Below are 24,892 nucleotides of genomic sequence, written 5' to 3' on the forward strand. Positions count from 1 at the left end.
GGGTCATGGAACGCGCAGCGGGCGCGCGCCGCGCACGCCGACCAGCACCAGTTGCCCCGGCCCGGCGGCCTGGGCGGCCTGGGCGGCGGCGACTGGCGCCAGCGCGGGTTGCGGCTGCAGCTGGAAGCTGGCGCCGTCGTCGCGGCTGAGCAGCAGGTGGCCGGCCTGGCTGAGCAGCGCGAGGCGGCCGTCGGCGAGCGCGGTTCCCGTGGTGATGCTCACCGGCAACCCGGTCTCCACCGGGTTCCAGCTCGCGCCGCCATCGACGCTGCGGAAGACGTTGCCGCGCAGGCCGAAGACCAGGGCCACGCCGGGCTTGCCGAGGATGCCGAAGAAGCTGCCGTCGTAGGCTGCCGGCCTGGACTCGAAGCGCCCCGTGGCACGGTCGAGCCGCAGCAGCAGCCCCTGTTCGCCGGCGATGTAGAGTTCGCCGTCCGCCGGGCGGATGGCATAGAGGTTTAGCGCGCTCGGGTTGTCGGTGCGCTCCATCCAGGGCGTCCAGCTACGCCCGCCATCCTCGGTGCGGAACAGCAGGTTGAAGGCGCCGACGATGTAACCCACCCGTTCGTTCTCGAACCACACATCGAGAAAGGGCTTGTCGGCGCCCTCCTCTGTCATGCGCTTGGCTTCGTCCACCAGCGCGGCCAGCGCCTCGTCGTCCGGGGCGCTGCGCGCCAGGGCCTCGTAGTGCGCGAGCAGGGTGGGACCGATCTGGCGACCATCCAACTGGCGCTCCCAGTTCGCGCCACCGTCGCCGCTGTGCAGGACCACGCCGTCGTGGCCGACCGCCCAGCCGTGGCGAGCCGTGGGGAAGTGCACCGCCACCAGGTCGGAGCTGACGGGAACGCGGGCCTGCTGCCAGCTTTCGCCGGCGTCATCGGACGTGAGAATGTGCCCGCGCTGGCCGACCGCGACCAGGCGATCGCCGGCGCTGGCCAGGCCCACCAGCAGGCTGTGCTGGGCAAGCGGGCTCTGCTGTGCCGGGGTGTCCAGCACGTCGATGAACCCCTCGGCCACCACCGGCCGACAGAATGGCGCGCTCAACGCCGCCATGAGGGCGAACAGCAGCGCCCACTTGAGAATGTTCATGAGTCGATCTCGTTGGAAGCCACCGGAGCATCACAGGGATGCCCCGGTGGCGAGGCCGCATCAGCGGATGCCGGTCCCAGCCAGGGCGTCAGGCGCCCATTGGGCCTTGGAGAGCGGCTGGATGTACTTCACGCCGCCGTGCGGGCCGTAGATGCCGGTGATGTTGTAGCTGCCGGAAACGAAGTCGTAGAACATGTGGTTGTCCGAGTTCGGCGCCTGCACGTCGTAGCTGTAGGCCATGTGGGCGAAGGCGCCGCGATAGAGCTGGCCACGGGCATCGAAGGCATCGGAGGCCAGGGCGATCCAGCTGTCCTCGTCGAGGTAGAAGGTGCGCTTGCTGTAGATGTGCCGCTTGCCGGGCTTGAGCGTCGCCTCGACCACCCAGACACGGTGCAGCTCCCAGCGCACCAGGTCGGGGTTGACGTGGTTCGGCGTGGTGATGTCGGCCGCCTTCTCGTGGTAGTTGAGTTTGTAGGTGTTGTACGGCACGTACATTTCCTTCTTGCCGACCAGTTTGAAGTCGAAGCGGTCCATCGCGCCGTTGAACACCCAGGCGTCATCGTAGGTCGAGCTGCCGGCCGAACCCGGGTTCGGCGTGTCATAGGCGATATCGGGGGCGAGCTTCACCCGGCGCTGGCCCGGCAGGTATTGCCAGCCGCGGCGGGGTTTCTCCAGCGGGTCCACCGCGTCGTTGAGCAGGATGGCTTCGCCCGCGCGGCGCGCGGGCCCCTGGTAGTAGAGCTTGGTCTTGAAGTACAGGTCCTCGGCCTTGGCCGGCACGTCGTTGCGCTCGGGCGCGAACAGCGGGTACTCCAGATAGGCGTCGCCCGTGGTCGCCAGGGCGGCGTGGCCGGCCGAGTCGACGTTCCAGGAATCGTACCTGGAGTTGAGCGCATGCCCCTGGTAGCGCAGCAGATGGTTCCACATGGCCTCGTAACCATCGTTGGGAATCGGAAACGGCACTCCCGGCAGGACATTCTCCAGCGCCAGCCCGGCATCGGTCGTCCGGGCTCCGGTGGCGTTCTTGCGCGTGTTGTCCAGCAGGCGCTGCGGCAGGGCGACGGTGCGATGGGTGGGGTAGACATCCATGCGGAAGGACGGGAAGCGCTTCAGCAGCTCGCGGGACGCGGCGGTGAGCTTGTCCCCGTGCTCGGCAGCGTTCTTGCCATCGATCACCAGGCGCGGTTTTTCATCGGCGAAGGGGTCCACGCGCATGGCGCTGCCGGCCTGGTAACCGCTCGGCGGCGTGGTCAGGCCACCGCTGTAGGCAGGGATGCTTCCGTCGGCATTGGCGGCCTGCTCGGCGCCGACCGGGGTGAGGCTCTGCCCCAGTTGTGCGGCCTGCTCCGGCGAAACGGCGGCCTGGGCGGAGGCGACCACAGCGAGCGACAGCGCGCTGACCATCAAGGAATTGATAAAAGCCATCTCTGATCTCCTGGATGAGTTGCTCAGAAAGTTGTCTTGAAGGTGAAGGTGACCATGCCGCGGTCCTTGAGCTGGGCCGGGACTCCAGCGAATGCGGTGGTCTGGCCGGGCACGCAGTTGTACTGGCCATTGGCACCCGGGACGGCGCCATCGACTGGCGAACCGCAGGTGTCGAAAGGACCGAAGTTGTCCACGTACTTCAGGTCGAAGCGGTATTGGTTGCGCAGGTCGACGCCGACGCCGACGGAGTAGCTGCCGGTGTCCTCGTTGCCACCCAACTGCACCGCCGAATGGCCATCCAGGCCGACGTTGTAGGTCATGGGCAGGTGAACATCGACGCCCGGGAAGACCTGGTACCAGGTCGGTGTGAAGTTCACGCCGAGGACATAGTTGTCGCGGGTGACCTTGTCGACGCCGCGGTACCAGTCCTCGCCCTTGAACAGTTGTTTGTTGTCCGTCACGTCCAGCCAGCGGCTGTAGGCCAGCTCGACCAGCAGCGACGCCGCGTCCCACGCCGGCGTGTCGGCGAAGGTGGTCAGGCCGTTGACCACCGCGTGTACCGTCTTGCCGCGCGCCACGGCGTCGTCGCCGTCGAAGCTGGAGACGAAGCCCGGAACGCCGAGGGCGGCGGCGGCCGGGTTGACCTGGCCGGGCACGCTGGCCAGCGGCATGTTCTCGCGGTAGTTCAGATCCACGCCCACGCTGACGCCGGCGATGTTCTTGGACAGGCTGATGCCGTAGATATCGATATCGTCGACATAGAACTGGTTGTAGCGACCGACGACGCCAGAACGCAGTTGCGGCAGGCCGACCGCGACCGGCTGCAGCGCCAGGTTCGGCAGGATGTCGGAGGTATTGCGGTAGTAGAGGCCGAGGGTCCCGTCGAGCCACTCCGGGCTCCACCTGACCATCAGGCCGAAGTCGCCACGCTTGTCCGGCGTGAAGGTATGCCCCCCCGTCAGGCGCAGGAACTGGGGCGCGCCGGGGATCACACCGAAGGCCGGATTGGGCTGGGCGATCAGCGAGAGGTCGTCGCTGCCGTGCTGGATCGCATCATTGAAGCCCAGATAGGTACCGGACTCGGGCAGGCGCGAAGCGTCCCAGTCCAGGAAGTACTGGGCGCCGAACGACAGCTCGGGATTCAGGGTGAAGCTGGCGGAAATCTGGTTACGCGGTATGAACAGCTCCTTGGCCTCGGTCCCCGGCACCGCCAGGGCCTTCGAGATGTCCAGACCGGACTGGCCGTAGCTGTTGCTGTGGGCGAACGCCAGGATGCTTTCTCCCCAGTACTGGGTATGGCTGCCCACCTTGGCGCTGAGCAGGGACTCGTCGCCCAGCTCCACGCTGCCGAAGACGAAGGCGTCGAGCACTTCCGAGGACGGGCCATTGAAGTAGCGCTCCGCGTAGCTGCTCAGTTGCCGCGAGTCGGCCACGCCGTTCTGGAACTGGTTGGTCGACGCATTGTCGCTGCCGACCTTGTCATAGGCATGGTCGTACCAACTGTTGCCGCTGACGCGGAAGCCGTACTGGCGACGGTAGACCACGTCGAGTTCATGCAGCACGTCGATGCGCTGGGATACCGCGCTGCCCGCCGAGAAGTTGCGGTTGCCGTCGTTGTTGTTCCAGGCATTGGCCAGCTTGGAGTTGGCGCTCTCCACACGCTGCGCGTAGTTGAGCTTGACCGTGTTGTCGAAACGCACCTGGAGGTCGTCGATGCCGGTGTCGAATTCAAAGGCATGCGCGGGCAGGCTGCCCAGGCCGACAAGCACGGCGGAGGCCAGGAGGCTCGGCCTCGGGTTGCGGCAGGTTCTATTGTTCTTGTTGTTGTCCTTCATCGTCATACTCGCTGTGTTTTGTGAATGCTGTTGCGGACGCGATTCACAGCCGCTGGAGAATCGCGACCGTGACCGAGCGCCCGATGGCAGCGCTGTGCTGGAGGCCGATGCGCGCCCCCCTTACCTGTCGTGCTCCTGCTTCGCCGCGCAGCTGGCGAACCAGCTCCGCCAGCTGCGCCAGGGTGCTGGCCCCCGGCACCAGGCCGCATCCGAGCAGCCCTCCCGAAGGGCATACGGCGGGTTTCGTCTCCCTGCGGAAAGCGAACGCGCCCATCCCCTCCTCCCCACACAGGCCAAGCGCGGCGCTGAACATCAGGAAGTCGCCCACGCTCTGGTCATGCAGCTCGACCACATCCAGGTCCTCGGCGCCGATCCGCGCCTGCGCGTAGGCCTGGGCGGCGGCGCGCCGCGTCGCCGCGCGGCCGAGGACGTCGAGCAGGTTGCCGGCGGCGAGTTCCGAGAGCGTCTCGCTGGCCCGCGCGCTCCCCAGGATGGCCACGCCACCGCGCGAGCCGTAACGGCCGGCGAAGGACTCCGAGCACAGCAGCAGCGCGGCTGCACCACAGGCTGGCGGGCACAGGTAGGGCGGCAGCCATCCGTCCCGCTCGGGGGAGTGGGCCAGGGCGACGGGGTTGAGGCGGGCCTGCGCCCGAGCCCGCTCCAGAACCCGCTCGAAGCACGCGGGCGTGACGCCCAGGTGTGTCTGCAGCCAGCTCATCTGTGCGGCATACAGCGCCGCCGGGTGGTCGCGCTGGGCGATCATCGCCAGCGGGTCGCCGGGCACGTTCGGATCGCGGCGGTCCTGGTCGACGACATCGTCCAGGCCGAAGAGCGCCCGCTTGGAGAGTCCCGCCTGCATGCCCTCGAAACCGAGGACCAGAATCGCCTCGGCCTCGCCCGCCAGGATGCTATTGCGCGCCAGATGCACCGCGGTGCTGGCGGACACGCCGCCGTCGCGCATGCAGAACATCGGAATGCCGGTCAGGCCGATCTGCATCAGCAGCTGTTCGCTGGCGCCGATACTGGCGTTCACGCTGGACAGGAACACCTGATCGACCAAGTCGCAGTCGATGCGCGCATTCTCCAGGGCCATGCGCACCGCCTGCCCTGCGAGTTCGGGCAAAGGGCGTCGAACGGTCAGCGGGGCAAAGGGCGTCACCCCTACCCCGGCGATCAGCACACGTTCTGGCATGTCTGCTCCCCAAGTCGGCCGCCCGCCGGGCGGTTCCCGCCGGGCACGAAATCTGTAGGGACACGGTATGCGTGGGAATCAGCTCTGCCCCCCCCAGCGTCTGGGGGGACACACGACCGGCAGGGGGGGCGGGGGGAGGCGTCGGCCCGGGCGCGGGAGCGCGCCTAGTGCTCTGACTGCAGAATCCCGAGCATATAGGCGCGATCCACCACATGCCGACGGGTGCCGGCCTGGAACTTGCCGAAGAGGTTCTTCAGGTGCCACTTGACCGTCTCTTCGCCGACATTGAGGGCGAGCGCGATCTGCTTGTTGGACAGGTTGGCCGCCAGCAGCTGCAGGACTTCCTGTTCCTTGGGCGTCAGCAGCCGGCTGGGCGCCACCTTCGCCACCGGGACACGGGCGACGGGCTCCGTCGTCTTCGGCACCGCAGATGCAGGCGTGGACCCCGCCTTCGAGCGGCTCCAGCGGGCCAGCATCGGGTGGGTATCCAGCAGGACGCGGCGCAGGCCGTATTCCTCCGCCAGGCTGTGTGCCTCGTGCAGGCTGGCCTGGCCATCGCGGCCGCTCTCGTTGAGGGCCAGGGCCTTGAACAGCAGGGCCTGGACCAGTTCGCGCCCGCGCCGCATCCGGCCGGCCAGTTCGTGCAGCTCGGCGGCGCTGGCCAGTAGCTCGGGCCACGCCCTCTGCGCCAGTTGCAGGTAGGCGCGGGCGACACCGGCCTGCAGGCGCAGTTCCGGCGCCAGCAGGCTGTCGGGGTCATGGAAGCATGGCGGAATCGCCTCTTCGAGGCGGCGCCAGAGCACCTGGCAGGTGTCCGCCCGACCTTGCAGGGCGTGAAGGCGGAGCTGCTCGCCGAGCGAGACCAAGCAGAAGCGCGGCACGTCCCGCTCCTCACCGAGCGCATGCAGCGCCTGGAGCAGGTCATGGCTGCGATGCGCTTGCCCTTGCAGACCCGCCAGCCGGGCCGCCGTGACGAAGCCGAAGACGATGGCATCGGGGCTGGCCAACCGTTCCACCACATCGAGCCGGTTGGCCAGCACGGTGGTCGCCTCGTCCAGCTCGTCGCGCTCCAGCAGCACCGCCGCCAGCGCGCTGGCGAGCAGGGTTGCCACCGAGCTGCGTCGCCCGATGTCCTGTTCGGCACGCTGCAAGGTGCCACGCAAGGATTCTTCGGCCGCCAGCATGCGCCCCTCCCACAGGTAGGTGACGCCGACCACCCACTCGGAGAAGCCGCGAATGGCATCCAGGCCCTCGGTCCAGCTGTACTGGGGCGCGCGCCGGCATATGCGGCGCGCCACTTCCGGCTGGCCGCGGAACAAGGCCAGGCGCGCCTGCTGATTGGCGACGATGGCCTGCACCTTGACCGCGCCCTTGGGCGGAGACTCGGCCCACCGGCCGATGATGGCCTGGGACTCGTCCGGGCGGTCGGCGAAGTAGGCCGCCGCCGAGGCGATGGCCGCGGCCTCGCAACTGGCCTCCTCGTCGATGGACGGATCGGCGCGCAGCGTGGCGACCAGATGCCGGGCCTCCCCCGAACGGTCGCTCATCGCCAGGGCCCAGGCCGCCGCCAGGCACATGTGCGGGCGCGACTCCACCTCCTCGGCGGGCAGCTCGCCGATCCACTCGATGACGCGATTGAACTGGCCGCGCAGCATGATCTCGTACAGGCACTGCTCGATCATGCCGTAGGCCTGGGCGGGCCGCTGCGCGCACAGGTAGTGGCGCGCCGCCTCTTCGAAGAAGCCACGGGCTTCCAGCCAGGCGGCCGCGCGCAGGTGCAGAGCGTAACGCCGCTGCTCCGGCAGCATGGCCACGCGCTTCTGCAGGAACTCGCGCGCCAGCGGATGGATGCGCACCCAATCGCTGTCCACGCCTTCGGCGAAGATCGGCGTACTGGCGCACAGTTCGGCCATCAGTTCCCCGGCGCGGGGCTGGTCGGTCAGCGCGACGCACAGATCGGGGTGCAAGTTTTCCGGCACGGCGATACAGGTGAGAAAGTCGACCTGCTCGGGCTGCAGCTTCTCCACCAGGCTGTCGACGAAGTAACGCTGGATGTCGCCGCTACAGGCCTTCAACGCCTGGATCGCGAGCTCGGGCCGGGCGCTCCGCTCGATGGCCGCCACGGCCAGTTGCAGGCCCAGCGGCCAGCCCTCGGTGAGTTCGTGGAGGAGGACCTTGTGGTCGATGTCGAGGCTCTCGCCGAAACGGCTGGCGAGCACGGCGACCGTCTCGTCGACGCGAAAGCGCAGGGCCTCCAGGCCCAGATCGAGGAACATCCCGCGGGCCTGCAGCTCGGCGGCCTGCAGGTTGAGGCGGCGACGGGAGGCCATCAGCACCCGCAAGTTCGCCGGTGCGTTGTGCAGGAGATAGGTCAGGGCACCCCGAATGGTGGCGTCCGGCAGCACATCGACCTCGTCCAGCAGGAGGACCACCTCGCCCCCCAGGTCCGCCACCTCGGCCAGCCATTCCGTCAGGTCACCCAGGGTATCGCGGCGGCTCATGGCCTGGTTGGCCGAACTGGCGAACGCCTGTCGACCGCTGGCCACCAGCATGGCCGCGGCCAGCCCCTGGATGAAGCGTATGCCGTCGTCGCGGCCATCCAGCGTCAGCCAGGCGACCACCGCCCCGCGCGACAGCAGCTCGCGGCGCCACTGGGCCAGCAGCCAGGTCTTGCCGAACCCGGCCGGCGCATGCACCGAAATCGCCATGCGCGAGGCCAGCGCCTCCACCTCGAGGTTCAGGCGCTCGCGGCGAAAGGCCGCCTTCTGGCTTCGCGGCGGCGTGGTCTTGAGCACCAGCTCAGGCTCGACTCTGTCCACGGTATGGGGCCTCAGGCAGGGAAAGTTCCCGGAGTCTTCCAGTATTGTTCCGAGCCCGGGCCGTTCGCCAGCCGAACGTCCACGCCTTTGCCAACGGCCCTCGACACAATCTGCCCCGTCGGGTGGCATCCGCCGGCATGTTCAGGCAACGCGGAGACAAGCAGGCGAGTGGTCCTGCGGCAGACACAACACGGCTTCGCTCCAATCGTTCTTGTTAGATGGACGGTCGCGCGACGATCACCGGGGTTCGCCCGGCGCCACGCGACCGCCCTGGCACAACATGGGGCGACACGACCCTGCCCTCCCCCAGCGGCGAGGAGGACCAGAGTGGTCTTGCGAGGGCCGGCTATTCGACCCGAACGATCTTCGGCGGGGTCCAGCTGCCGTCGAGGATCGAGGGGGTCTGCGCCTTCGGCCAGTACATGCGCAGCATCGGCAGAAAATCACCCTTGGGCGCCGGCAGCCAATTGGCCTCCTTGTCCTTGCCCGGCGACTCATGCTGGAAGTACAGGGTCAGGGAACCGTCGGCGTTGTACGTCATCTCGTCGCGGGGGCTGACGGTGAACTTGTTCAGCGGATTGGGCACGAACCACCAGCCCTGGTCGATCTGATACTGGGTGATGGACCAGAAACCGTTCACCGGCGGCAGCTGTCCCTTGGCGAAGGTCAGGGTGTAACGGTGGGCGCCGTTGAGCTTCTGCCCGCTGCTGTCCTCGGTGGCATAGGGATAGACGGCATCCGCCTCGACGTTCGCCGGCCAGCCGAAGGCGGCGACCACCGCACGCTTCATGTAGTTTGTACCGTAGTCGCCGAGCCCCTTGGTGTAGGTCCAGCCGTTGACCTTGCTGCCCAGGGCCTGCTGGTTCGCGCCGATTTCCTTCAGGGCGACCGCGGGCAGGTCCGCCAGCGCCTCTTGCAGCGCCGGCTCCAGCTTGCCGAGTTGGAACGGCTTGCACGGCTCGATTCCCAGCGTGGCCATGCGCGCCAGGATGGGTCCATCCTCGGCGGCCGGAGGCGCCTCCTCGCACATCAGCGAGGCAAGCTTGTTGAAGTAGGTCTCGGTGCTCATGCCGAGAATCACTTCCTGGGGCTTGGCGGTCATGCTGAAGCCCGGGTTCGGGTCCACCGCCGGGGCCTTGGGCGTGTAAGGCTTGCCCCAGGCCGACAGGGGGGTGAGCGTCAGCTGCGCCTGCAGCGCATTGACCGCCGCGTAATCCTGCTCGCTGCCATCGGCGTAGGTACGGCCCAGGATCAGCATCTTCCGGGTGGCGGACTTTATCTGCACCATGCCCTCGGGCACTTCGCCCTGCCAGCCTGGACCGGTGAGCAGGTACTGGGTCGGTGCGCCACCGGCAGTGCGCGCTCCCGGCGAGTGGAAAATGGTCATCCACAGGTCGTACATCGGCATCAGGTAATAGCGGTCGCCCATGTCGGGCTGGCTGAACACCTGGGGCTCGCTCAGGTCTGCCCAGGCGACCGAATAGAGCGTATCGGCGTTCGGCGCCGACACGCCACGGTACTCGGCCGGCGGGTAACGCTTGACGTTGAAGAACTGCCCCATGGGCGCATGGGCGTTGTCCACGCGGTCCACGTTGGTCATCTGCACACGGGTGACTTCCGTGGTAACCAACGAGTAGCCGTAGATGTACGCCTCCTTGGCGATCTGCAGCAGTTGATCCTGGTCGGCAGCCGGCGCGGGGGTTGCCAGGCTGAGGCTGATGGCAGCCAATAAGGCCGTAGGCGCGACTCTCATAAGCGTTCTCCAGGCTAGGAGTGGTTGTTGGAATACGGCTCCGGGTAGCGCATTCGCGCAGGTCGTTTCAGGGGCCGCTGCGCCCTGCCGACTGACCGGCATCGACAGTCGGCGATCATTCGGAGAGGCGAAGCAGGCGCGACAGCTCGGATGGGGCCGTTGGCTGCACAGGAGCGTGTCGAGCACACTCCGCGCCAACTGGAGCCAATCCTAGGCGCCAGGGTAGTCCACCGCCCCCCCCACTTAGGGTGGGCCCGGCTGGGCTTCGTACCTCGAGATGCTGACTCCCCAAGAGGAGCCAACGGGAGAAGTCGTTCCGATCCTCGACGGTCGACGGGACCGGCCTGGCCCCAATCGTAGTCCTGTTTGCCTCGACGCCGCCGGCGTTCAAGGCTCGCGGAGGCCTGGGATACCGCCCCCCCCCCTTTTCGCCGACCGGCCATCCGTCCGTGACATTGCCTGGCGCCGCTCCACTAAAATGGTTCCTGACAGCTACAAACACGACGAGAGGCAGAGCGATGAACTTGCCGAGTCTCGTGTGGGCGGACTTTCGCACCGACCGGGCAGAATCCAGCCCGGTAGACGGCTTGAGCGGGCGGTTTCGCATCCAGCACGTCGTTGAGCCGGCTACCTTGGCACAGAGCATCGAACAGGCCTCGCCACTGTTCGTCTGCTTCGAGTACGACTATCCCAACCTGCCCGCCCTGAAGGTCCTGCGCGCCACCAAGCAGACCTACCCTTCCCTGCCCATCCTGATGCTCACCGTTCATCACTCGGAGGCCCTGGCCATCTGGGCATTTCGTACCCGGGTCTGGGACTTCCTGGTAAAGCCGCTCACCACCGACGAGCTCTCTGATCGGATCGCGCCACTGCTGTCGATATTGGAGCTGCTTCGGCAGGCGCGGCGGGAGAATGCCATGCCGGCACCGCGCATTCCGCCAGAGAATCGCTTCGGTGTCCCCCACCTTGGCCAGCACGCGGCCCAGACCGCCCTGGCCTACATGCACCGCCACTATGCGGAGCCGCTGCGGCTAAAGGAGGTCGCAGGGGCCTGCCAGATGAACCACTACGAGTTCAGCCGCGCGTTCAAGCGTAGCGTCGGTCTGACATTCCGCGAATACCTTTGCCGCTACCGGCTGGAGCGCTCCCTGGAACTGCTGGGCAACCCCCACGCCACAGTGTCCGAAATCGCCTGCGCCGTCGGCCTCCCGAACCTCTCGCACTTCACCCGGACCTTTCGTCAGCGGGTCGGCATCACGCCCTCGCAGTATCGGCACGAAACCGGTACGCAAAAGACGCACAGGTCGCCGCAACAAGAGCACAGCAGTGGGGCTCTTCCCCCCATAAACTAATCAATCAGCCCGCCAATCGCGGACACTGACTCCCGCCAGCGGCGACAGCGGCATCAACAAAAGCGCGGCGTCGCGCAGCTGTCGCCCCTTCCAGGGAGTACGCGAACACAACCCAGACAAGTGCCTTCCGGCACCCAGTGGGCGAGGGCCGCGGACGTTTCGCGGCGACCGTCAGGAAGAAAAACTTCGCCCTTCTCCTAAGACAGGAGACAAGCCATGCTCACTCAATGGTTAAAGGTCTACTCAGTTCCGTTCGCGATCAGCATCACCGGCGTAGGTTTGTATGCCAGTCCGGCACATGCCGGAATCTGCGAGTTGGCGGACGGCAACCGGGATACCGGCTGGTCGATAACCTTCGACGACGCCCAAGTCAGCAATTGCGTCTTTACCGGCAACGCCGGAGAGGGGCGCAACAAGGGCACACTGGACCTGACACTGAGGTTCGTCGATGCCAATCCCGTCGCCATCCAATTTGTTGAGGAAACCGCCGCCGCCGCAGACAGCTTCGGCTTGCGCATCACCTGGAATCTGACCCTGGACAACCAGTTCCAATTACTCAGAGGCATCCGGGGCCGGGCATTCGACGGCAATCCAAAACTTGATGATGACGACAACGAGTTCGTCGCGGACGAGCACCCGGGATTCGCGCACTTCCACCAGGATGGAACCTTCAACCCCGGCCCGTTCATAGGGGCATCCGACTGTGACTGCGAATCCGACCGCGACTTCAAGATCAGAACAAAGGAAGACGGTCTCTTTGCCGCCGGTACTGTCGGCACGGTTTCCGGCCTAGGTGTTCACCAGATCGAGGAGCAGGGACAGCAACGCAACTTCACCGTCAATGTCGAGCCGCTACGCGCGGAAGTAGAAGGACAGCACGACCAGTAAACGAGGAGCCGCCCCATCCGCAATGTGCCACTAGCCAATCCGGCTGGCGGCACATTGCCCTTCGAACGCCGTCCTCCAGGCAATTCCCCGAGCGGCAGCAGTAACCCAAACCTGGGACTCGCCTCCACCCGGAACCGTTGAAGTGAGCGCCCAGGGCGTCCCGACGGCGGTGCGGATTCTCTGGTCTCCTTTGTCGACCACCACCGAGCAGCAGTACGATGACTTGATGGACATCAACGTGAAGGGTCTGTTCTTTTCCGTGCAGGCCGTGGAGCCGATCATGCGCCCAAGCGGTGCGATCAACCTCAACACCTCGTGGCTCAACCAGGTCGGTGCGCCTGGTCGGACGCTGCTGTCAGCCGCCAAGGCCACCACACGCCCGGCGGAGCTGCTGGAGCGCCGCCTCCGCGTAAACGCCATCGAACCCTCCATCCACCGTCAACCCAGCCAAAGCGACGCAGCCAGTCGCGAAAGCCTGCATCGCCGCACTCGGGTCGATAAGCCACGTAGTAGGCCTGGACCAGCGAGCAGTCCGAACCCTTGCCGGCGAAGAGTCGGTTCAGCCGGCCCGCGTCTGGATCGTCCTTCACCATCGCGCTACGCACCAATGCCAATCCCTGCCCTTCCAATGCCGGCCGCAGTCCGCCGCCGAATTGTTGATGCGCAAGCCATGGTCAGCCTTGACCCGTCGATTCGGCGAAGCGGCAGGCAATCCGCTTCAGGATTGGTTCAGGACTGGGCAGCGGAGCGATTCACTGCGACACGCGACGATCAGTTCCCGCCCCGCTGGCACGGCACTCATGACCTGAGCCATTCACTGGACGGCCCTTGGCAGCATCGGCTCGCTCTGATCGGCAGCGAGGCTGCCGGTGAGTAAGGCGGATACATGGAAGGGGTTCTACTGGCAGTCGGTAAAGCGCTGCAGCAGATAACCCGAAAGCTGGCATAAGCGCTCATGCCGACGCTGCCGGGCATTCCGGCAGAGCGCCCCATCTCGCTGGCAATGTAAGTTTGTGCCAGGTTGCCGATCCCTGATGTGCGGAACTACGAAATCCGCATTTGCGACGTCAGATTCTGTTGCATGAAGTCGAGGAAGCGACGCTGGAACAGCATGGTGTGCTCATGGGCCGCATTCTCGGCGGCATCCGCATCACGCGCGGCTATCGCTTCGACGATGTCCTCGTGATCCCGGCCCAGGCCCGACGAGCTCGCGGCGCTGACGATGAAATCGAAATGCAGATGCAGAAGCCGCTGCCCCTCGCCCAGGAGCTTCTCGTAGTAGCTGGTCAGGTAGGGGTTCTTGCCGGCACGGGCGATGGTCATGTGGAGCGCCTTGTTCAGCTCCGTCATGGCCTGGAAATCACCTTTGGAGATGGACTCCATGTAGGCATCTTCCGCAGCGCGGATCTGCGTCATCTCCTCGTCGGTACGCTGCAAGGCGGCGAGCCGGGTGACCGCACGCTGGATCAGGTCCAGCGCCGACACGTAGTTCGGAAACTCCTCGATCTCGAACGGCGTCACCAGGGTGGTGCGGTTCGGCAGGATCGTGACCAGCCCTTCGGTGATCAGTCGGGCCAGTGCATCGCGCACGGGCGAGCGCGAAAGGCCGAACTGGACCGCCAGGGAAACCTCATCCAACGGAGCCCCCGGCTTGAGCTTCAGCGTGAGAATCTGCTTTCGCAGCTCTTCGTAGATGTACCGCCCGCCGTGGCGACGGCCGTTGCTCTCCGGCTCTACAGAATCGTTACTCATCAGGCACCTTGATCATCTTGCCCGGGCACAGCGACACAGCCCGGTGGTGGGCCAAGAGTAACTCAGCCGGTACGGGCCGCCTATCGCTGCGGCCCCGTCGCGTCAGCGGATGTAACTCCCGCCATTGACATCAAGCGTTGCGCCGTTCATCGACAACTGTGATGGCCGCAGGACGAAGGCCACGAGCTCCGCAATCTCCCCTGGCTCCGTCATCTCTCCAATCGGAATATCGGCCACGGCAGCGGCCTTCCCGTTCTTCGCTACGAACTCTTCGGCCATCTCGGTACGAACCCATCCAGGGGCAATCGCGACCGCAAAAACACCCTCGCGGCCGAAACCCACCGCAATGGACTTGGTGAGATTCACCAGGGCCGCTTTCGTCGCGCCATAGGGCATCGCGTTTGCCGCGTAACCCCGCTGCCCTGCACGGCTTGCCATATTCACGATCTTGCCCCCGCCATGCTCCCGGAAATGCTGGATAGCCTGTTTGCAGAGATCGGCAGCCGAGAAAAAGTTGACCTGGAACTCCCGTGCCCAGGCTGCCTGCCAGGCATCAGGTTCCGCATCTACAGAAACTTCGCTACGGATTCCCGCATTGTTGATCAGCGCGTGGATACGACCGGACTTCTCCGCTTGCCGCCATAGCAAGAAGGGGCCGTCAGGACCCGAAAGGTCCGCCCGGAGGAGGGTTCCCTTGCCCGAGATCCGATCGAACAGCGCTTCAGCCGAAGCGCTGTCCCGCCCGTAGTGGATCAGGGGCCACGCCTCCTCGGCGGCAAGCCGCTCGACTATCGCCGCACCAATTCCGCCCGTTCCGCCAGTAACCAGCACACGCTGTCCACGAAGCGTTTTCGAAACCGCAGCCATAGACTTTCCCCTCCAGAACAACAGAACAACATTCGCGAAAATAACGCTCACCACAGGCATCACGCGTTGCAGTACACCGCCTGAATTCAAGGGCCTGTCTTGCGGAGTTTCTGTCGCTTGCCGGTTCTCAGGCTTGGCGCCGGTAGGCCAGAAGTACGACGCCCGCGACCACCATCCCCCCGCCCACCAGTTGGAGCGCGCTGAGCTGCTGATCGAGTATCAACCAGCCAAACACCAGGCCGGCTACCGGTTCCACGTTCATCACAGGCGCATTACGGGCAATGTCCAGCCTGGGCATGAGAATGAACAGCGTGGAAAAGGCTGCACCGTAGAGCAGCACGAGAAACGACAAGGCAAGCCATCCACCTGCCGACGCCGGCACGGATAGCCCTCCAGGCAGGGCTTCCATGGCGCTGGCCAGGAGCGCGACGACAAAAACCAGCGCCATGGTCAGCATGCTGCGCACCGTGCCAGCCATGTTCGAGAGCCGGTTTTCCGAGACCCACATGGCGCCGCCAAATACCGCCGCGCCGACGAAGCTGAAGAAGACCCCTTCCATCCAGCGATGGTCAAACTGGCCTTGCCCGGCCAGGATGGTCGGTACATCCAGCGCAATCAGCAGGCCGCAGAAAATACCGGCCATGAGCACCACCGAACGACGAGTAGGCGCCGGGCCACCCAGGACATAGGTCAGCAAGGCCAGGAACACGGGCGAAAGGTTGACCACGAGCAACGCCAGGCCGACAGGGATTCGCGCCACTGCGGAGTAGATGCAGATGCTCTGGAGGGCGATCAGGCTCCCCATCAGCAACTGCCAGCCGGCAATGGTGGATCCGAGGCGAACGGACTCCCCTCGCAGGATTACAAGAATGCCCAGTACCAGCATGGTGACACCGGAGCGACACAGGATCGCCAATAGCAATCCAGCCCCGTCATCGAAGGCGATGCGGGCCGCAATATGATTGCCGGCGAAGGCGCAGGCCAGCCCGGCAAGTAGCAAAACAGTGATGTGCCGTGGGAATAGCTGGGTTTGCATAGGGGAGATAGCCCTGATTGCCGGTAGACGGATCGGTCGCGGGATGTGCGGGGACCATGTCGCTTTTTAGAGCATCGAAATGCTTTTCGTCAGGTTCTGCTTCATGAACTCCAGGAAGCGATCACGGAAGAGCAAGGTATGTTCGTGCGAAGCGGCTTCCGCCTCGTCGGCCTGCCTGCTCGCGATGGCCTCGATGATCCTGTCGTGATCCTGGTCCGCGCTCGTCAGGCCCTGCGAACTGACGATGAAGTCGAAGTGCAGGTGCAGCAAACGCTGCCCCTCCCCCAACAACTTCTCGTAGTAGCTGGTGAGATATGGGTTTCGCCCGGCGCGGGCGATTTCCATGTGGAAGACCTTGTTTCGCTCCGACATCTCCTGGAAGTTGCCTTTCGCCAGCGCCTGGATGTAGGCGTCGTTGGCCTTGCGGATACGCTCCAGGTCCTGCTCGCTGCGGTTCACCGCAGCCAGTCGGGTCACCGCCCGCTGGGTGAGGTCCAGGGCGGCGATGTACTTCGGGAACGCCTCAATCTCGAACGGCGTTACCAGCGTGGTGCGGTTCGGCAGGATGGTGACCAGGCCTTCGGTGATCAGCCGGGCCAGGGCGTCGCGGACCGGTGAACGCGAGACACCGAACTGGGCCGCCAGCGACACCTCGTCCAACTGGGCGCCGGGCTTGAGTTGCAAAGTCAGGATCTGCTTGCGCAGCTCTTCGTAGATGTAGCGACCGCCATGCCGCTTCCCACCGTTTTCCGTTTCTAGCGTCACTACGCCCATGGCCATGATCTCGATGGTTCGAGCGGGTCCGCGGCCCGCCCGGTGGGAACGGCATGCTCCTTCAGGAAAGGAGCGCTGGCGTTCAGTCGGCCGGGAAAGCCGGCCCCCAGGTGTCGCTCAGCATGAAGCCGGCGGCCAGGGGATCGTCAGGGTCCACGCCCAACTGCTGCAAACCGTAGATCCAGGCACGCCCCGTCACCCGTGGCAGCACGGCGGGCCGCCCCGCGACGTCGGTACGGCCCAGAAACCGGACCTGGAACTCGCCATTGATGGTCGAGCGGGAGACCAGTTGAGCCCCCTCCTCCACCAGCCCCCGGGCTGCCAGGGTCGCCAGGTTGGCCGAACTGCCCGTACCGCAGGGTGAGCGGTCCACCCGGCCCGGTGGCAAGGTCGTGCAGGTCTGGTAGGTACGATCGTCGACGCGATTGCGGAACATCACATAGGCCACATCGTTGATGGCCTCGAACAGCGGATGCTGGACGCTGACCTGGCGGTTGATGATGCCCTTGAGGGCAACACCCGCCGCCGCCAGCTCACGGGCATTCTCCGGTGCGATGCGGAGACCTACCTGATCAACGTCCACCAGGGCGTAATACACACCGCCGAAGGCGATATCAGCCTTGATAGTGCCGAACGCCTCGGTTTCGATGGCCACGTCCAGGTGCTCGACGAAGGCCGGCACCATATCCAGCGACACGCTGAGACAACGTCCGTCCTCACAGCGGGCCTTGGCGTTTACCAGGCCAGCGGGCGTATCGAGCACGACGGTGGTTTCCGGCTCCTGCATGGGTACCATGCCCAGCTCCAGCAGCGCGGTGACCACGCAGATGCAGTTGCTGCCGGACATGGGATGGGCCCTGTCCGCCTGCAGGACGATGAAACCGGCGTGGGCTTCCGGCCGCGTGGGCGGTAGCAGCAGGTTCACCGACATCTGCAGGCAGCCACGCGGTTCCAGCATCACCAGGCGGCGCAGGCTGTCGTCCACCTCGTTGATATGGTTCATCTTGTCCAGCATGGTCTCGCCGGGGACGCCGACGACGCCACCGATAATGACCTTGCCGATCTCGCCTTCGCAGTGGACATCCACCAGTTGAAGCGTCTTCTTCCAACGCATGGCGGCTACCTCACTTGATGTACCAGCCCCAGGGCTGCTCGCTGTCGAGGCGGGTGATCTGCTTGGTTTCCAGGTAGTTGTTCAGCCCCCACTCACCCAGCTCGCGGCCGATGCCGCTCTGCTTGTAGCCGCCCCAGGGGGCCTCGGTAAAGGTGGGTTGCGAACAGTTGATCCAGACGATGCCGGCGCGCAGCTTGCGGGCCACGCGCTCGGCACGTTGCAGGTCCTTCGACATCACGGCGGCGGCCAGGCCGAAGCGCGAGTTGTTGGCCGAGCGCAGGGCTTCGGCCTCGCTGTCGAAGGGACGGACGCAGACCACCGGGCCGAAGATTTCCTCTTGCCAGATCCAGCTGTCTTCCGGCACGTCGGCGAAGACGGTCGGCTGTAGGTAGAAGCCCTGCTCGAAACCGCTTGGACGCTCGCCACCGTAAACCAGCTGCGCCCCCTCCTCCCGACCACGGGCGATGGCTGCGCGGACCTTGTCGTACTGGCCCTTGTTCACCAGTGGACCGAGCAACACGCCCTCTTCCAGGCCATTGCCGATGCGGACTTTCTCGGCTTCTTCCTTCAGGCGCTTGAGCAGCGGCTCATACAGGTCGCGCTGAACCAGCACACGGGAGGTGGCGGAGCAGACCTGGCCCTGGTTCCAGAAGATGCCGAACATGATCCACTCGACGGCGGCCTCGATGTCGCTGTCGTCGAAGATGATGAAAGGCGACTTGCCCCCCAGCTCCAGGCTGATGTTTTTGATGTCCTTTGCCGCAGCCTTCATGATCCGGCTGCCGGTGGGCACGCTGCCGGTGAAGGCCAGCTTGTCGACGCCGGGGTGTTCGGCCAGGGGCGCGCCGGCGTCCGGGCCCATGCCCGGAATCACGTTCAGTACACCGGCCGGCAAACCGGCCTTGTCGGCAATGCGGGCCAGTTCCAGGGCGGTCAGCGGGGTCAATTCCGACGGTTTGAGCACCATGCTGCAACCGGCGGCCAGCGCTGGGGCGACTTTCCAGGCAGCCATCAGCATGGGGAAATTCCAGGGGATGATCGCCCCAGCGACCCCCACCGGCTCCTTGCGGGCCACCGAGCGGAAGCGCTCGTCGGCCAGGGCCACGGGCTGCTCCAGCTGGCTGTCCAGGTCCTCGGCGAGGTCCGCGTAGAAGTCGAAGCAACCGGCGGTATCGCCAATGTCCCAGAGCGCTTCGGGCAGCGGTTTGCCGTTGTCCCGCACTTCCAGCTCGGCCAGCTCCTGCTGACGGTCACGGATGCCCTGGGCGATGCGACGCAACACAGCGGCACGGGCCGAACCGCTCATCTGCGGCCAGGGACCCTCATCGAACGCCTGCCGGGCGGCCTTGACCGCGAGGTCCACGTCTTCCGTGGTAGCAGCCGCAACGCGGGCAAGCAGCGCCTCGCTGCTCGGATCGAGGGTGTCGAAGGTGCCACCTTTGACCGGGGCGACCCACTGGCCATTGATGTAGAGCTGGTTGTACGAATTCATGCAAGTCCTCCAATGAAGGCGAAGCGGTTGGCGCTGAACGGGGTCAGGTCTTGAGCAGTCGGTCGTCCAGCCGCCAGGTCAGCGATCAGGCGCCCGGTCGTGGCGCCCAGGGTCAGGCCGAGCTGGCCGTGGCCGAAGGCCATGAGCACGTTGGACAGCCGAGGGGAGCGGTCGATGACCGGCTTGGTATCCGGCAGGAACGGGCGGTAGCCGACGCCGTACTCGAACGGGCTGGTTCGCAACTGCGGCAGGATGCGCCGGGCCTTCTCCAGGATGATGTCGGCGCGCTTGAAATTGGGCTCGGCATCGGCGCCGGCGAACTCGATGGTGCCGCCAATCTGCAGGCCTCGGGTCATCGGGCTGAAGCAGAAACCGCCATCGGCGTAGATCACCGAGTGGCGAACCTCCACACCCGGATTGGGCAACAACACCTGGTAACCGGCGATGCCGGCCAGGGGGATGCGTGCGCCGAGCTGGGCGAAGAACGCCCGGGAACCGGTGCCAGCCGCCACCACGACATGATGGGCCGGCAGTCGGTTGCCGCTCTTGAGCGTGACGCCCGTGGCGCGATCCGCCGTCTCGTCGATGCGCTTCGCCTGGTCGCGCACGCGCACGCCGCCCTGGTCGACAAAGCTCTGGGTCAAGGCTGCGATGAATCCCTCGGTATCGCTGACGGCACGCCAATCGGGGAACAGCAAACCATGCTTGAACCTGCCCGCCAGGCTTGGCTCAAGATCGGCGATGGCGGCCGCATCCAGCTCTTCCGAACTGAAGCCCAGGGACTTGCGCAGTTCCAGGTGCGGACGCTCATGGATCACCCCGGCCGGGGAGTCGAAGACCTCGATGATCGGGCGATCGCCGAGCAGGGTCTTGTCCGGGCAGGCATCGAGCAGGGGCGAGTAGTCCTCGTAGACGTTCTCGGTGAGCGTGGTCATGGCCTCGGCGATTTCGACGATCTTCGAACGCCGGGCGTTCGCCACGAAGCGCAGAAACCACGGCAGGATGCCCGGCAGCGCGCCCGGACGCAGGGCCAGCGGCCCCTTCTGGTCCAGCAGCCAGGACGGGATCTTCTTCAGGATGCCGGGCTTGGACAGCGGGATGACCTCGCTCACCGCCATCTGGCCGCAGCTCCACTTCGCCGTACTGTCACCCGGCGCGGCCGGGTCCACCAGGGTGACCTGGTAGCCCTCGCGCTGCAGGTACAGGGCACAACAGACGCCGACGATGCCGCCTCCGATGACAATCGCCGATTCCGCCAACCGACTTTGCCGAGCGCTCATGCAGCCCCCTTGTTGCCAATGAAATCGCCCAGGGAGAAACCGTCCCAGTACGGTTGCCCGTCATCCACGAAGAACTCCGCACGACCCGTGATCCAGGCACTGCCTTCGATGCTCGGATAAACAGCCGCGCTGCCATTCGACAAGGTGGTCGTAGCCTCCACGCGACCGGTGAAGCGGCTGCCGATAATGCTTTCGTGGCGGAAGGCCTCGTCTTCGGCCAGCCAGCCACGGGCATAGCGCTGAGCGACACGGGCGGAGGTGCCAGTGCCGCAGGGCGAGCGATCGACCAGGCTGTCGCCGGCGATGACCACCGCCCGGCCATGGGAATCCTTGGCCAGCGGGTGACCGGTCCACATGCAGTGCTTCACGCCACGGATCGAGGCATCGTCCGGGTGCACCACATCGAAGTTGGCATTGACCAGGCGCTGCACTTCCCGGCCCCACTCCAGCAGTTGCTCGGGCGCGAAGTGTTCGCATCCGGCGTAGTTGGCCTGGACTTCGATGATCGGATAGAAGTTGCCACCGTAGGCGATGTCGAGCTTCAACGTGCCCAGTTGCGGCAGGTAGACCTGCACATCCTGATACAACAGAAAGCCCGGCACATTGGTGAAGCGCACCGAGGTGACCTTGTCGCCCTGCTGCTCGTAGCGGGCGCGAATCTGGCCGGCCGGTACATCCACCACGACCTGGCCCGGTGTTTTCGGCTTCACGAGCCCTGCTTCCAGAGCGAAGGTAATGGAGCCGAGCGTGGCGTGACCGCACATGGGCAGGCAGCCGGAAGTCTCGATGAACAGCAGACTGAAATCGGCGTCATCGCTGACCGGGGGATAGAACAGGGTTCCCGACATGTGCGAGTGGCCACGGGGCTCCAGCATCAGGGCCCGACGGACCCAGTCGAATGCCTCGATGAAATGCTGACGTCGCTCGCTCATGGTGGCGCCGTGCAGCTTTGGTGCGCCGCCTATGACCATACGTACGGGCATGCCCTCGGTATGGCCTTCGATACAGGTGAAAACTTGGCTGGTCATCTCTGCTCTCTTGGGCATTCGGCATCGACTCCATTTGGAGCCGATGCCGGCTTCGGGTCAACGCTGGGAAGCCTCGAATACCTTGCGGAACTCGGCCTTCTCGTCATCGGTCAGCGGCTGCAGCGGCATACGCGCGTTGCCGGCACTGAAGCCCGCCAGTTCACAACCGTATTTCACCTTCTGGATGAACTTGCCGGATTCCATGCTGGCCATCACCGGGAACAGCGAGCGCATCACCGACTGGGCGCCGGCGAGGTCGCCGGAGGAGTACTTGCGGTAGAAATCCACCACCTGGTCCGGGAAGCAGTTGGCCGGGCCGCAGATCCAGCTGCTGGCGCCCCACAGGAAGAAGTCCAGGGCCTGGTCGTCGGAGCCACAGGACAGCTGGTAGTGGTCCTTGTAGGTGCTGCCGATCTCGATGGCGCGCAGCAGGTTGCCACTGCTTTCCTTGATGGCGATCACGCGAGCGTTGTCCTTGAAGGCCTCCAGCACGCCGAAACCGACTTCGACATTGGTGCGCACCGGGTAGTTGTAGAGCACCACGTTGACCTCCGGCACGGCATCGAGAATCGCCTGGTAGTGGCCGATCAGCTCCTCCTGGGACGGCAGGGCGTAATACGGCGGAGCGATCAGCACGTTGCTGTAGCCGGCGTCGCGGGTCTGCCTGACCTGTTCGATCACTTCACGGGTGCAGGAGCCGTTGGCGCCGGCGATGAGCACGCCGCGATCAGCCACCACTTCTTTCACTGTTGCCATCACCTGACGACGCTCGTCGTTGGTCAGGGCGTAGTACTCGCCGGTGGAGCCCAGCGGAACGAAGCCGCTGACGCCCGCCTTCAACTGATACTCGATGATGTTGGCCAGGGTTTCGTGGTCGACCGCGCCGGTCTTGTCGAAGGGCGTGACGAGAGCGGGCAGGATGCCTTTCAGTTGCATGGGTGTTCTCCAGATTGTGGGGCCGTCTTTTGTGGGGGTTAGTAGGCGTAGCGCCGGAGCATCCGGGCTTCGACCACACCGACCAGGCGGGTCAGCGGGAAAGCCACGAGGAAGTAGATGACGGCGACGGCGGAGAGGAACTCGACCGGCCGGGCCGTGCTGTTGGAAATGTTCTGGCCGACGAACATCAGGTCAGCGATGCCCACCGAGGAGATCAGGGCGCTCTCCTTGAACAGGCTGACCACGTTCGACAGCAGCGGTGGAATGGCGCGCAGCAGGGCCTGCGGGAAGATCACGTAGAGCACCTTCACCCGCGAGGTCAGGCCCAGGGCGGTGCAGGCATCGTGCTGTTCGCTGGCGATGGACTTCAGCGCGCCCCGGAAGGTCTCGCTGGTAATGGCCGCCATGTAGAGGGTCAGCGAGATGATCACCGACACGTAGGGGGGGATATCCATGCCGAACACCACCGGGAAGCAGAAGAACACCCAGAACAGTTGGATCAGCAGCGGCGTGCCGCGAAAGAACTCCACGTAGAGGGTCGTCGGCAAGGTCAGCAGCTTGAGGCTGGATATCCGCAGCAGACTGAGCACGAACCCGGCCAGGCTGCCGATCAGGGCGCAGCCAAGGGTGATGGCCAGGGTCAGCGCCAGGCCCTTGAACAGCACGTGCCAGTAGGTCAGGACGATGGAGAAATCGATGGTCATGGCATTCTCCTCAGCGCGCGGCCGCCGCGTCCTGGCGACGCTCGATCAGTTGCACCAACTGGCCGACTGGCAGCGACAGGGCGAAGTAGATCAGGGCAATCAGGGTGTAGGTTTCCAGCGGGCGGTAGGCCTCGGTGGCCAGGCTCTTGCCCACGTACATGAGGTCGGCGACGGCAACAATGGCGACCAGTGCGCTCTGTTGCAGGGTGCCAATGCCGTTGGTCATGAGTACCGGCAGGGCGCTGCGCAATGCTTGCGGGAGCACCACGTACAGGGTGCGCTGCCAGGGGCGCAGGCCGAGGGCGACGCACGCATCCAGGTGTTCGCGCGGCACCGCCTGGACGCCGGCGCGATAGGCCTCGGCGTTGAACGCGGTGAGGTTCATGCCCAACGCCAGGAAGCCCATGGCCACCGGATCAATGAATACGTTGAACAGCATCGGCACGCAGTAGAAGAACCAGACGATCTGCAGCAGGGCCGGGGTGCAACGGAAGAACTCGATGAACAGCTGGGCCGGCCAGCGCAGGAAAAACCAGCGGCTCATGGTCAGCAGGCACAGGCCGAAACCCAGCACCAGGCCGATCAGGTTGGAAACCAGCGCCAGCTCCAGGGTTACCTTCAGGCCGTCCCAGAGCACGCCGAAGTTGCCGTTCAGAAAGTGGAAGTCGAATTGGTAGTTCATGTCTTCGCCCTCAGTCCAGGTGGAGGACTTTTTCGAGGAACTCCCGGGTACGGGCTTCTTTGGGCTGGGTGAAGATCTGCTCCGGCGGGCCCTGCTCGACCACCTTGCCGTTGGCACAGAACACCACACGGGTAGCGATGTGCCGGGCGAAGTGCATGTCGTGGGTGACGATGATCATCGCCATCTTCTGCTCGGCCAGCTGCATCATCACGTTCTGCACTTCGATGACCATTTCCGGGTCGAGGGCGGAGGTCACCTCGTCGAAGAGCATCAGCTTGGGCTCGAGCATCAGCGCCCGGGCAATCGCCACGCGCTGCTTCTGGCCGCCGGAGAGTTGGCTGGGGTAGGCGTTGAGCTTGCTTTCCAGCCCAAGGCGAGCGAGGTACACGCGGGCCTTTTCTGTCGCCTCGGCCCTGGACAGGCCATGGACCTTGGTCGGTGCCAGGGTCAGGTTGCTCAGCACCGACAGGTGCGGGAACAGGGTGTAGTGCTGGAACACCATGCCGATCTGGTTCTGCAGCTTCTCGTCCAGCTTTGCACGGCCGCTGGAACCATTGATGTACGGCTTGCCCCGGAAATTGATGGTCCCGCCCTGGATACCTTCCAGCCCCATCAGGACCCGCAACAGCGAACTCTTTCCGCTGCCGCTTGGGCCGATGATCACCAGGCGGTCATCGGCACGCATGTCCAGGTTCATGTTGTCCATCACCACCAACTGCTCGCCATAGGACTTGCATACGCCACGGAGCTGAATGAAGTCGCCGGAGGCCAGATTGGAGGCGATCACGGGCTGGGACTGTGGCTGGGAAGCCACCAGATAGGGGGATTTCATAGGGAGTTCTCCGGGAGGGCCCCTGTTCGAGGCCCTCGGGGG

Annotated in this window: 21 protein-coding genes; 3 read left to right on the plus strand and 18 right to left on the minus strand. The window is 65.2% G+C overall.

Annotated features, from left to right (window positions below):
* Window positions 1-3: 3 nt before the first annotated feature.
* The 6 genes from PJW05_RS15790 to PJW05_RS15815 form a co-directional block, all read right to left on the minus strand.
* Window positions 4-1,089, minus strand: coding sequence for a WD40/YVTN/BNR-like repeat-containing protein (locus tag PJW05_RS15790; protein ID WP_271407955.1), 1,086 nt, complete (start codon window positions 1,087-1,089; stop codon window positions 4-6).
* A gap of 60 nt (window positions 1,090-1,149) precedes the next feature.
* Window positions 1,150-2,514, minus strand: coding sequence for a DUF1329 domain-containing protein (locus tag PJW05_RS15795; protein ID WP_271407956.1), 1,365 nt, complete (start codon window positions 2,512-2,514; stop codon window positions 1,150-1,152).
* 23 nt (window positions 2,515-2,537) lie between these two features.
* Window positions 2,538-4,349 carry a DUF1302 domain-containing protein gene (locus PJW05_RS15800; protein WP_271407957.1) on the minus strand — a complete coding sequence of 604 codons (1,812 nt, stop codon included), beginning with the start codon at window positions 4,347-4,349 and terminating at the stop codon, window positions 2,538-2,540.
* A gap of 43 nt (window positions 4,350-4,392) precedes the next feature.
* Window positions 4,393-5,541: a thiolase C-terminal domain-containing protein gene (locus tag PJW05_RS15805; RefSeq protein ID WP_271407958.1), complete on the minus strand. Its 1,149-nt coding sequence runs from the start codon at window positions 5,539-5,541 to the stop codon at window positions 4,393-4,395.
* A 164-nt stretch (window positions 5,542-5,705) separates the two neighbouring features.
* Window positions 5,706-8,360 (minus strand): helix-turn-helix transcriptional regulator, encoded by a 2,655-nt coding sequence (locus PJW05_RS15810; protein ID WP_271407959.1) that lies wholly within the window; start codon window positions 8,358-8,360, stop codon window positions 5,706-5,708.
* Window positions 8,361-8,706: 346 nt separating this feature from the next.
* A complete protein-coding gene (locus PJW05_RS15815) occupies window positions 8,707-10,113 on the minus strand; it encodes a DUF1254 domain-containing protein (protein ID WP_271407960.1) in 1,407 nt (468 codons plus the stop codon).
* Window positions 10,114-10,631: 518 nt separating this feature from the next.
* Between PJW05_RS15815 and PJW05_RS15820 the strand changes: the two genes are divergently transcribed.
* From PJW05_RS15820 to PJW05_RS15830, 3 genes are all read left to right on the plus strand, one after another.
* Complete coding sequence (locus PJW05_RS15820) at window positions 10,632-11,465, plus strand: helix-turn-helix transcriptional regulator (protein WP_271407961.1); 834 nt, start codon at window positions 10,632-10,634, stop codon at window positions 11,463-11,465.
* 216 nt (window positions 11,466-11,681) lie between these two features.
* Window positions 11,682-12,353, plus strand: a complete 672-nt coding sequence (locus tag PJW05_RS15825) for a hypothetical protein (RefSeq protein ID WP_271407962.1) — start codon at window positions 11,682-11,684, stop codon at window positions 12,351-12,353.
* A 142-nt stretch (window positions 12,354-12,495) separates the two neighbouring features.
* The gene (locus PJW05_RS15830) at window positions 12,496-13,230 is read left to right on the plus strand and encodes an SDR family oxidoreductase (RefSeq protein ID WP_271407963.1); all 735 of its coding nucleotides are present in this window, start codon (window positions 12,496-12,498) and stop codon (window positions 13,228-13,230) included.
* A 167-nt stretch (window positions 13,231-13,397) separates the two neighbouring features.
* Here PJW05_RS15830 and PJW05_RS15835 read toward each other — a convergent pair whose 3' ends face one another.
* The 12 genes from PJW05_RS15835 to PJW05_RS15890 form a co-directional block, all read right to left on the minus strand.
* Window positions 13,398-14,105, minus strand: coding sequence for a GntR family transcriptional regulator (locus PJW05_RS15835; protein WP_271407964.1), 708 nt, complete (start codon window positions 14,103-14,105; stop codon window positions 13,398-13,400).
* Between the two features lie 102 nt (window positions 14,106-14,207).
* The gene (locus PJW05_RS15840; RefSeq protein WP_271407965.1) at window positions 14,208-14,972 is read right to left on the minus strand and encodes an SDR family NAD(P)-dependent oxidoreductase; all 765 of its coding nucleotides are present in this window, start codon (window positions 14,970-14,972) and stop codon (window positions 14,208-14,210) included.
* A 127-nt stretch (window positions 14,973-15,099) separates the two neighbouring features.
* Entirely contained in the window at window positions 15,100-16,008 is a 909-nt protein-coding gene (locus PJW05_RS15845) for an EamA family transporter (protein ID WP_271407966.1), read from the minus strand.
* 66 nt (window positions 16,009-16,074) lie between these two features.
* The gene (locus PJW05_RS15850; RefSeq protein WP_271407967.1) at window positions 16,075-16,782 is read right to left on the minus strand and encodes a GntR family transcriptional regulator; all 708 of its coding nucleotides are present in this window, start codon (window positions 16,780-16,782) and stop codon (window positions 16,075-16,077) included.
* An 82-nt stretch (window positions 16,783-16,864) separates the two neighbouring features.
* Window positions 16,865-17,896: a proline racemase family protein gene (locus PJW05_RS15855; RefSeq protein WP_271407968.1), complete on the minus strand. Its 1,032-nt coding sequence runs from the start codon at window positions 17,894-17,896 to the stop codon at window positions 16,865-16,867.
* Window positions 17,897-17,906: 10 nt separating this feature from the next.
* On the minus strand, window positions 17,907-19,388 hold the full coding sequence (locus PJW05_RS15860; RefSeq protein WP_271407969.1) for an aldehyde dehydrogenase family protein: 1,482 nt from the start codon (window positions 19,386-19,388) through the stop codon (window positions 17,907-17,909).
* The gene (locus PJW05_RS15865) at window positions 19,385-20,668 is read right to left on the minus strand and encodes an NAD(P)/FAD-dependent oxidoreductase (RefSeq protein WP_271407970.1); all 1,284 of its coding nucleotides are present in this window, start codon (window positions 20,666-20,668) and stop codon (window positions 19,385-19,387) included. Before PJW05_RS15865 ends, PJW05_RS15860 begins: the two co-directional genes overlap by 4 nt.
* A complete protein-coding gene (locus tag PJW05_RS15870; RefSeq protein WP_271407971.1) occupies window positions 20,665-21,696 on the minus strand; it encodes a 4-hydroxyproline epimerase in 1,032 nt (343 codons plus the stop codon). The genes PJW05_RS15865 and PJW05_RS15870 overlap by 4 nt, the downstream gene beginning before the upstream one ends.
* A 57-nt stretch (window positions 21,697-21,753) precedes the next feature.
* Window positions 21,754-22,632: a 4-hydroxy-tetrahydrodipicolinate synthase gene (gene dapA, locus PJW05_RS15875; protein ID WP_271407972.1), complete on the minus strand. Its 879-nt coding sequence runs from the start codon at window positions 22,630-22,632 to the stop codon at window positions 21,754-21,756.
* 38 nt (window positions 22,633-22,670) lie between these two features.
* Window positions 22,671-23,336: an amino acid ABC transporter permease gene (locus PJW05_RS15880; RefSeq protein ID WP_271407973.1), complete on the minus strand. Its 666-nt coding sequence runs from the start codon at window positions 23,334-23,336 to the stop codon at window positions 22,671-22,673.
* 10 nt (window positions 23,337-23,346) lie between these two features.
* Window positions 23,347-24,018 (minus strand): amino acid ABC transporter permease, encoded by a 672-nt coding sequence (locus tag PJW05_RS15885; protein WP_271407974.1) that lies wholly within the window; start codon window positions 24,016-24,018, stop codon window positions 23,347-23,349.
* Window positions 24,019-24,028: 10 nt separating this feature from the next.
* A complete protein-coding gene (locus PJW05_RS15890) occupies window positions 24,029-24,850 on the minus strand; it encodes an amino acid ABC transporter ATP-binding protein (protein WP_271407975.1) in 822 nt (273 codons plus the stop codon).
* Window positions 24,851-24,892: the final 42 nt, after the last annotated feature.

The organism is Pseudomonas sp. Q1-7 (assembly GCF_028010285.1).
Taxonomy (GTDB): domain Bacteria; phylum Pseudomonadota; class Gammaproteobacteria; order Pseudomonadales; family Pseudomonadaceae; genus Metapseudomonas.

Bases quoted from the DNA above. Each gene is read 5' to 3' on its own strand.
- PJW05_RS15790 (WP_271407955.1), bottom strand. From the start codon at position 1,089: ATGAACATTCTCAAGTGGGCGCTGCTGTTCGCCCTCATGGCGGCGTTG.
- PJW05_RS15795 (WP_271407956.1), bottom strand. From the start codon at position 2,514: ATGGCTTTTATCAATTCCTTGATGGTCAGCGCGCTGTCGCTCGCTGTG.
- PJW05_RS15800 (WP_271407957.1), bottom strand. From the start codon at position 4,349: ATGAAGGACAACAACAAGAACAATAGAACCTGCCGCAACCCGAGGCCG.
- PJW05_RS15805 (WP_271407958.1), bottom strand. From the start codon at position 5,541: ATGCCAGAACGTGTGCTGATCGCCGGGGTAGGGGTGACGCCCTTTGCC.
- PJW05_RS15815 (WP_271407960.1), bottom strand. From the start codon at position 10,113: ATGAGAGTCGCGCCTACGGCCTTATTGGCTGCCATCAGCCTCAGCCTG.
- PJW05_RS15820 (WP_271407961.1), top strand. From the start codon at position 10,632: ATGAACTTGCCGAGTCTCGTGTGGGCGGACTTTCGCACCGACCGGGCA.
- PJW05_RS15825 (WP_271407962.1), top strand. From the start codon at position 11,682: ATGCTCACTCAATGGTTAAAGGTCTACTCAGTTCCGTTCGCGATCAGC.
- PJW05_RS15835 (WP_271407964.1), bottom strand. From the start codon at position 14,105: ATGAGTAACGATTCTGTAGAGCCGGAGAGCAACGGCCGTCGCCACGGC.
- PJW05_RS15840 (WP_271407965.1), bottom strand. From the start codon at position 14,972: ATGGCTGCGGTTTCGAAAACGCTTCGTGGACAGCGTGTGCTGGTTACT.
- PJW05_RS15845 (WP_271407966.1), bottom strand. From the start codon at position 16,008: ATGCAAACCCAGCTATTCCCACGGCACATCACTGTTTTGCTACTTGCC.
- PJW05_RS15850 (WP_271407967.1), bottom strand. From the start codon at position 16,782: ATGGGCGTAGTGACGCTAGAAACGGAAAACGGTGGGAAGCGGCATGGC.
- PJW05_RS15855 (WP_271407968.1), bottom strand. From the start codon at position 17,896: ATGCGTTGGAAGAAGACGCTTCAACTGGTGGATGTCCACTGCGAAGGC.
- PJW05_RS15860 (WP_271407969.1), bottom strand. From the start codon at position 19,388: ATGAATTCGTACAACCAGCTCTACATCAATGGCCAGTGGGTCGCCCCG.
- PJW05_RS15865 (WP_271407970.1), bottom strand. From the start codon at position 20,668: ATGAGCGCTCGGCAAAGTCGGTTGGCGGAATCGGCGATTGTCATCGGA.
- PJW05_RS15870 (WP_271407971.1), bottom strand. From the start codon at position 21,696: ATGACCAGCCAAGTTTTCACCTGTATCGAAGGCCATACCGAGGGCATG.
- dapA (WP_271407972.1), bottom strand. From the start codon at position 22,632: ATGCAACTGAAAGGCATCCTGCCCGCTCTCGTCACGCCCTTCGACAAG.
- PJW05_RS15880 (WP_271407973.1), bottom strand. From the start codon at position 23,336: ATGACCATCGATTTCTCCATCGTCCTGACCTACTGGCACGTGCTGTTC.
- PJW05_RS15885 (WP_271407974.1), bottom strand. From the start codon at position 24,018: ATGAACTACCAATTCGACTTCCACTTTCTGAACGGCAACTTCGGCGTG.
- PJW05_RS15890 (WP_271407975.1), bottom strand. From the start codon at position 24,850: ATGAAATCCCCCTATCTGGTGGCTTCCCAGCCACAGTCCCAGCCCGTG.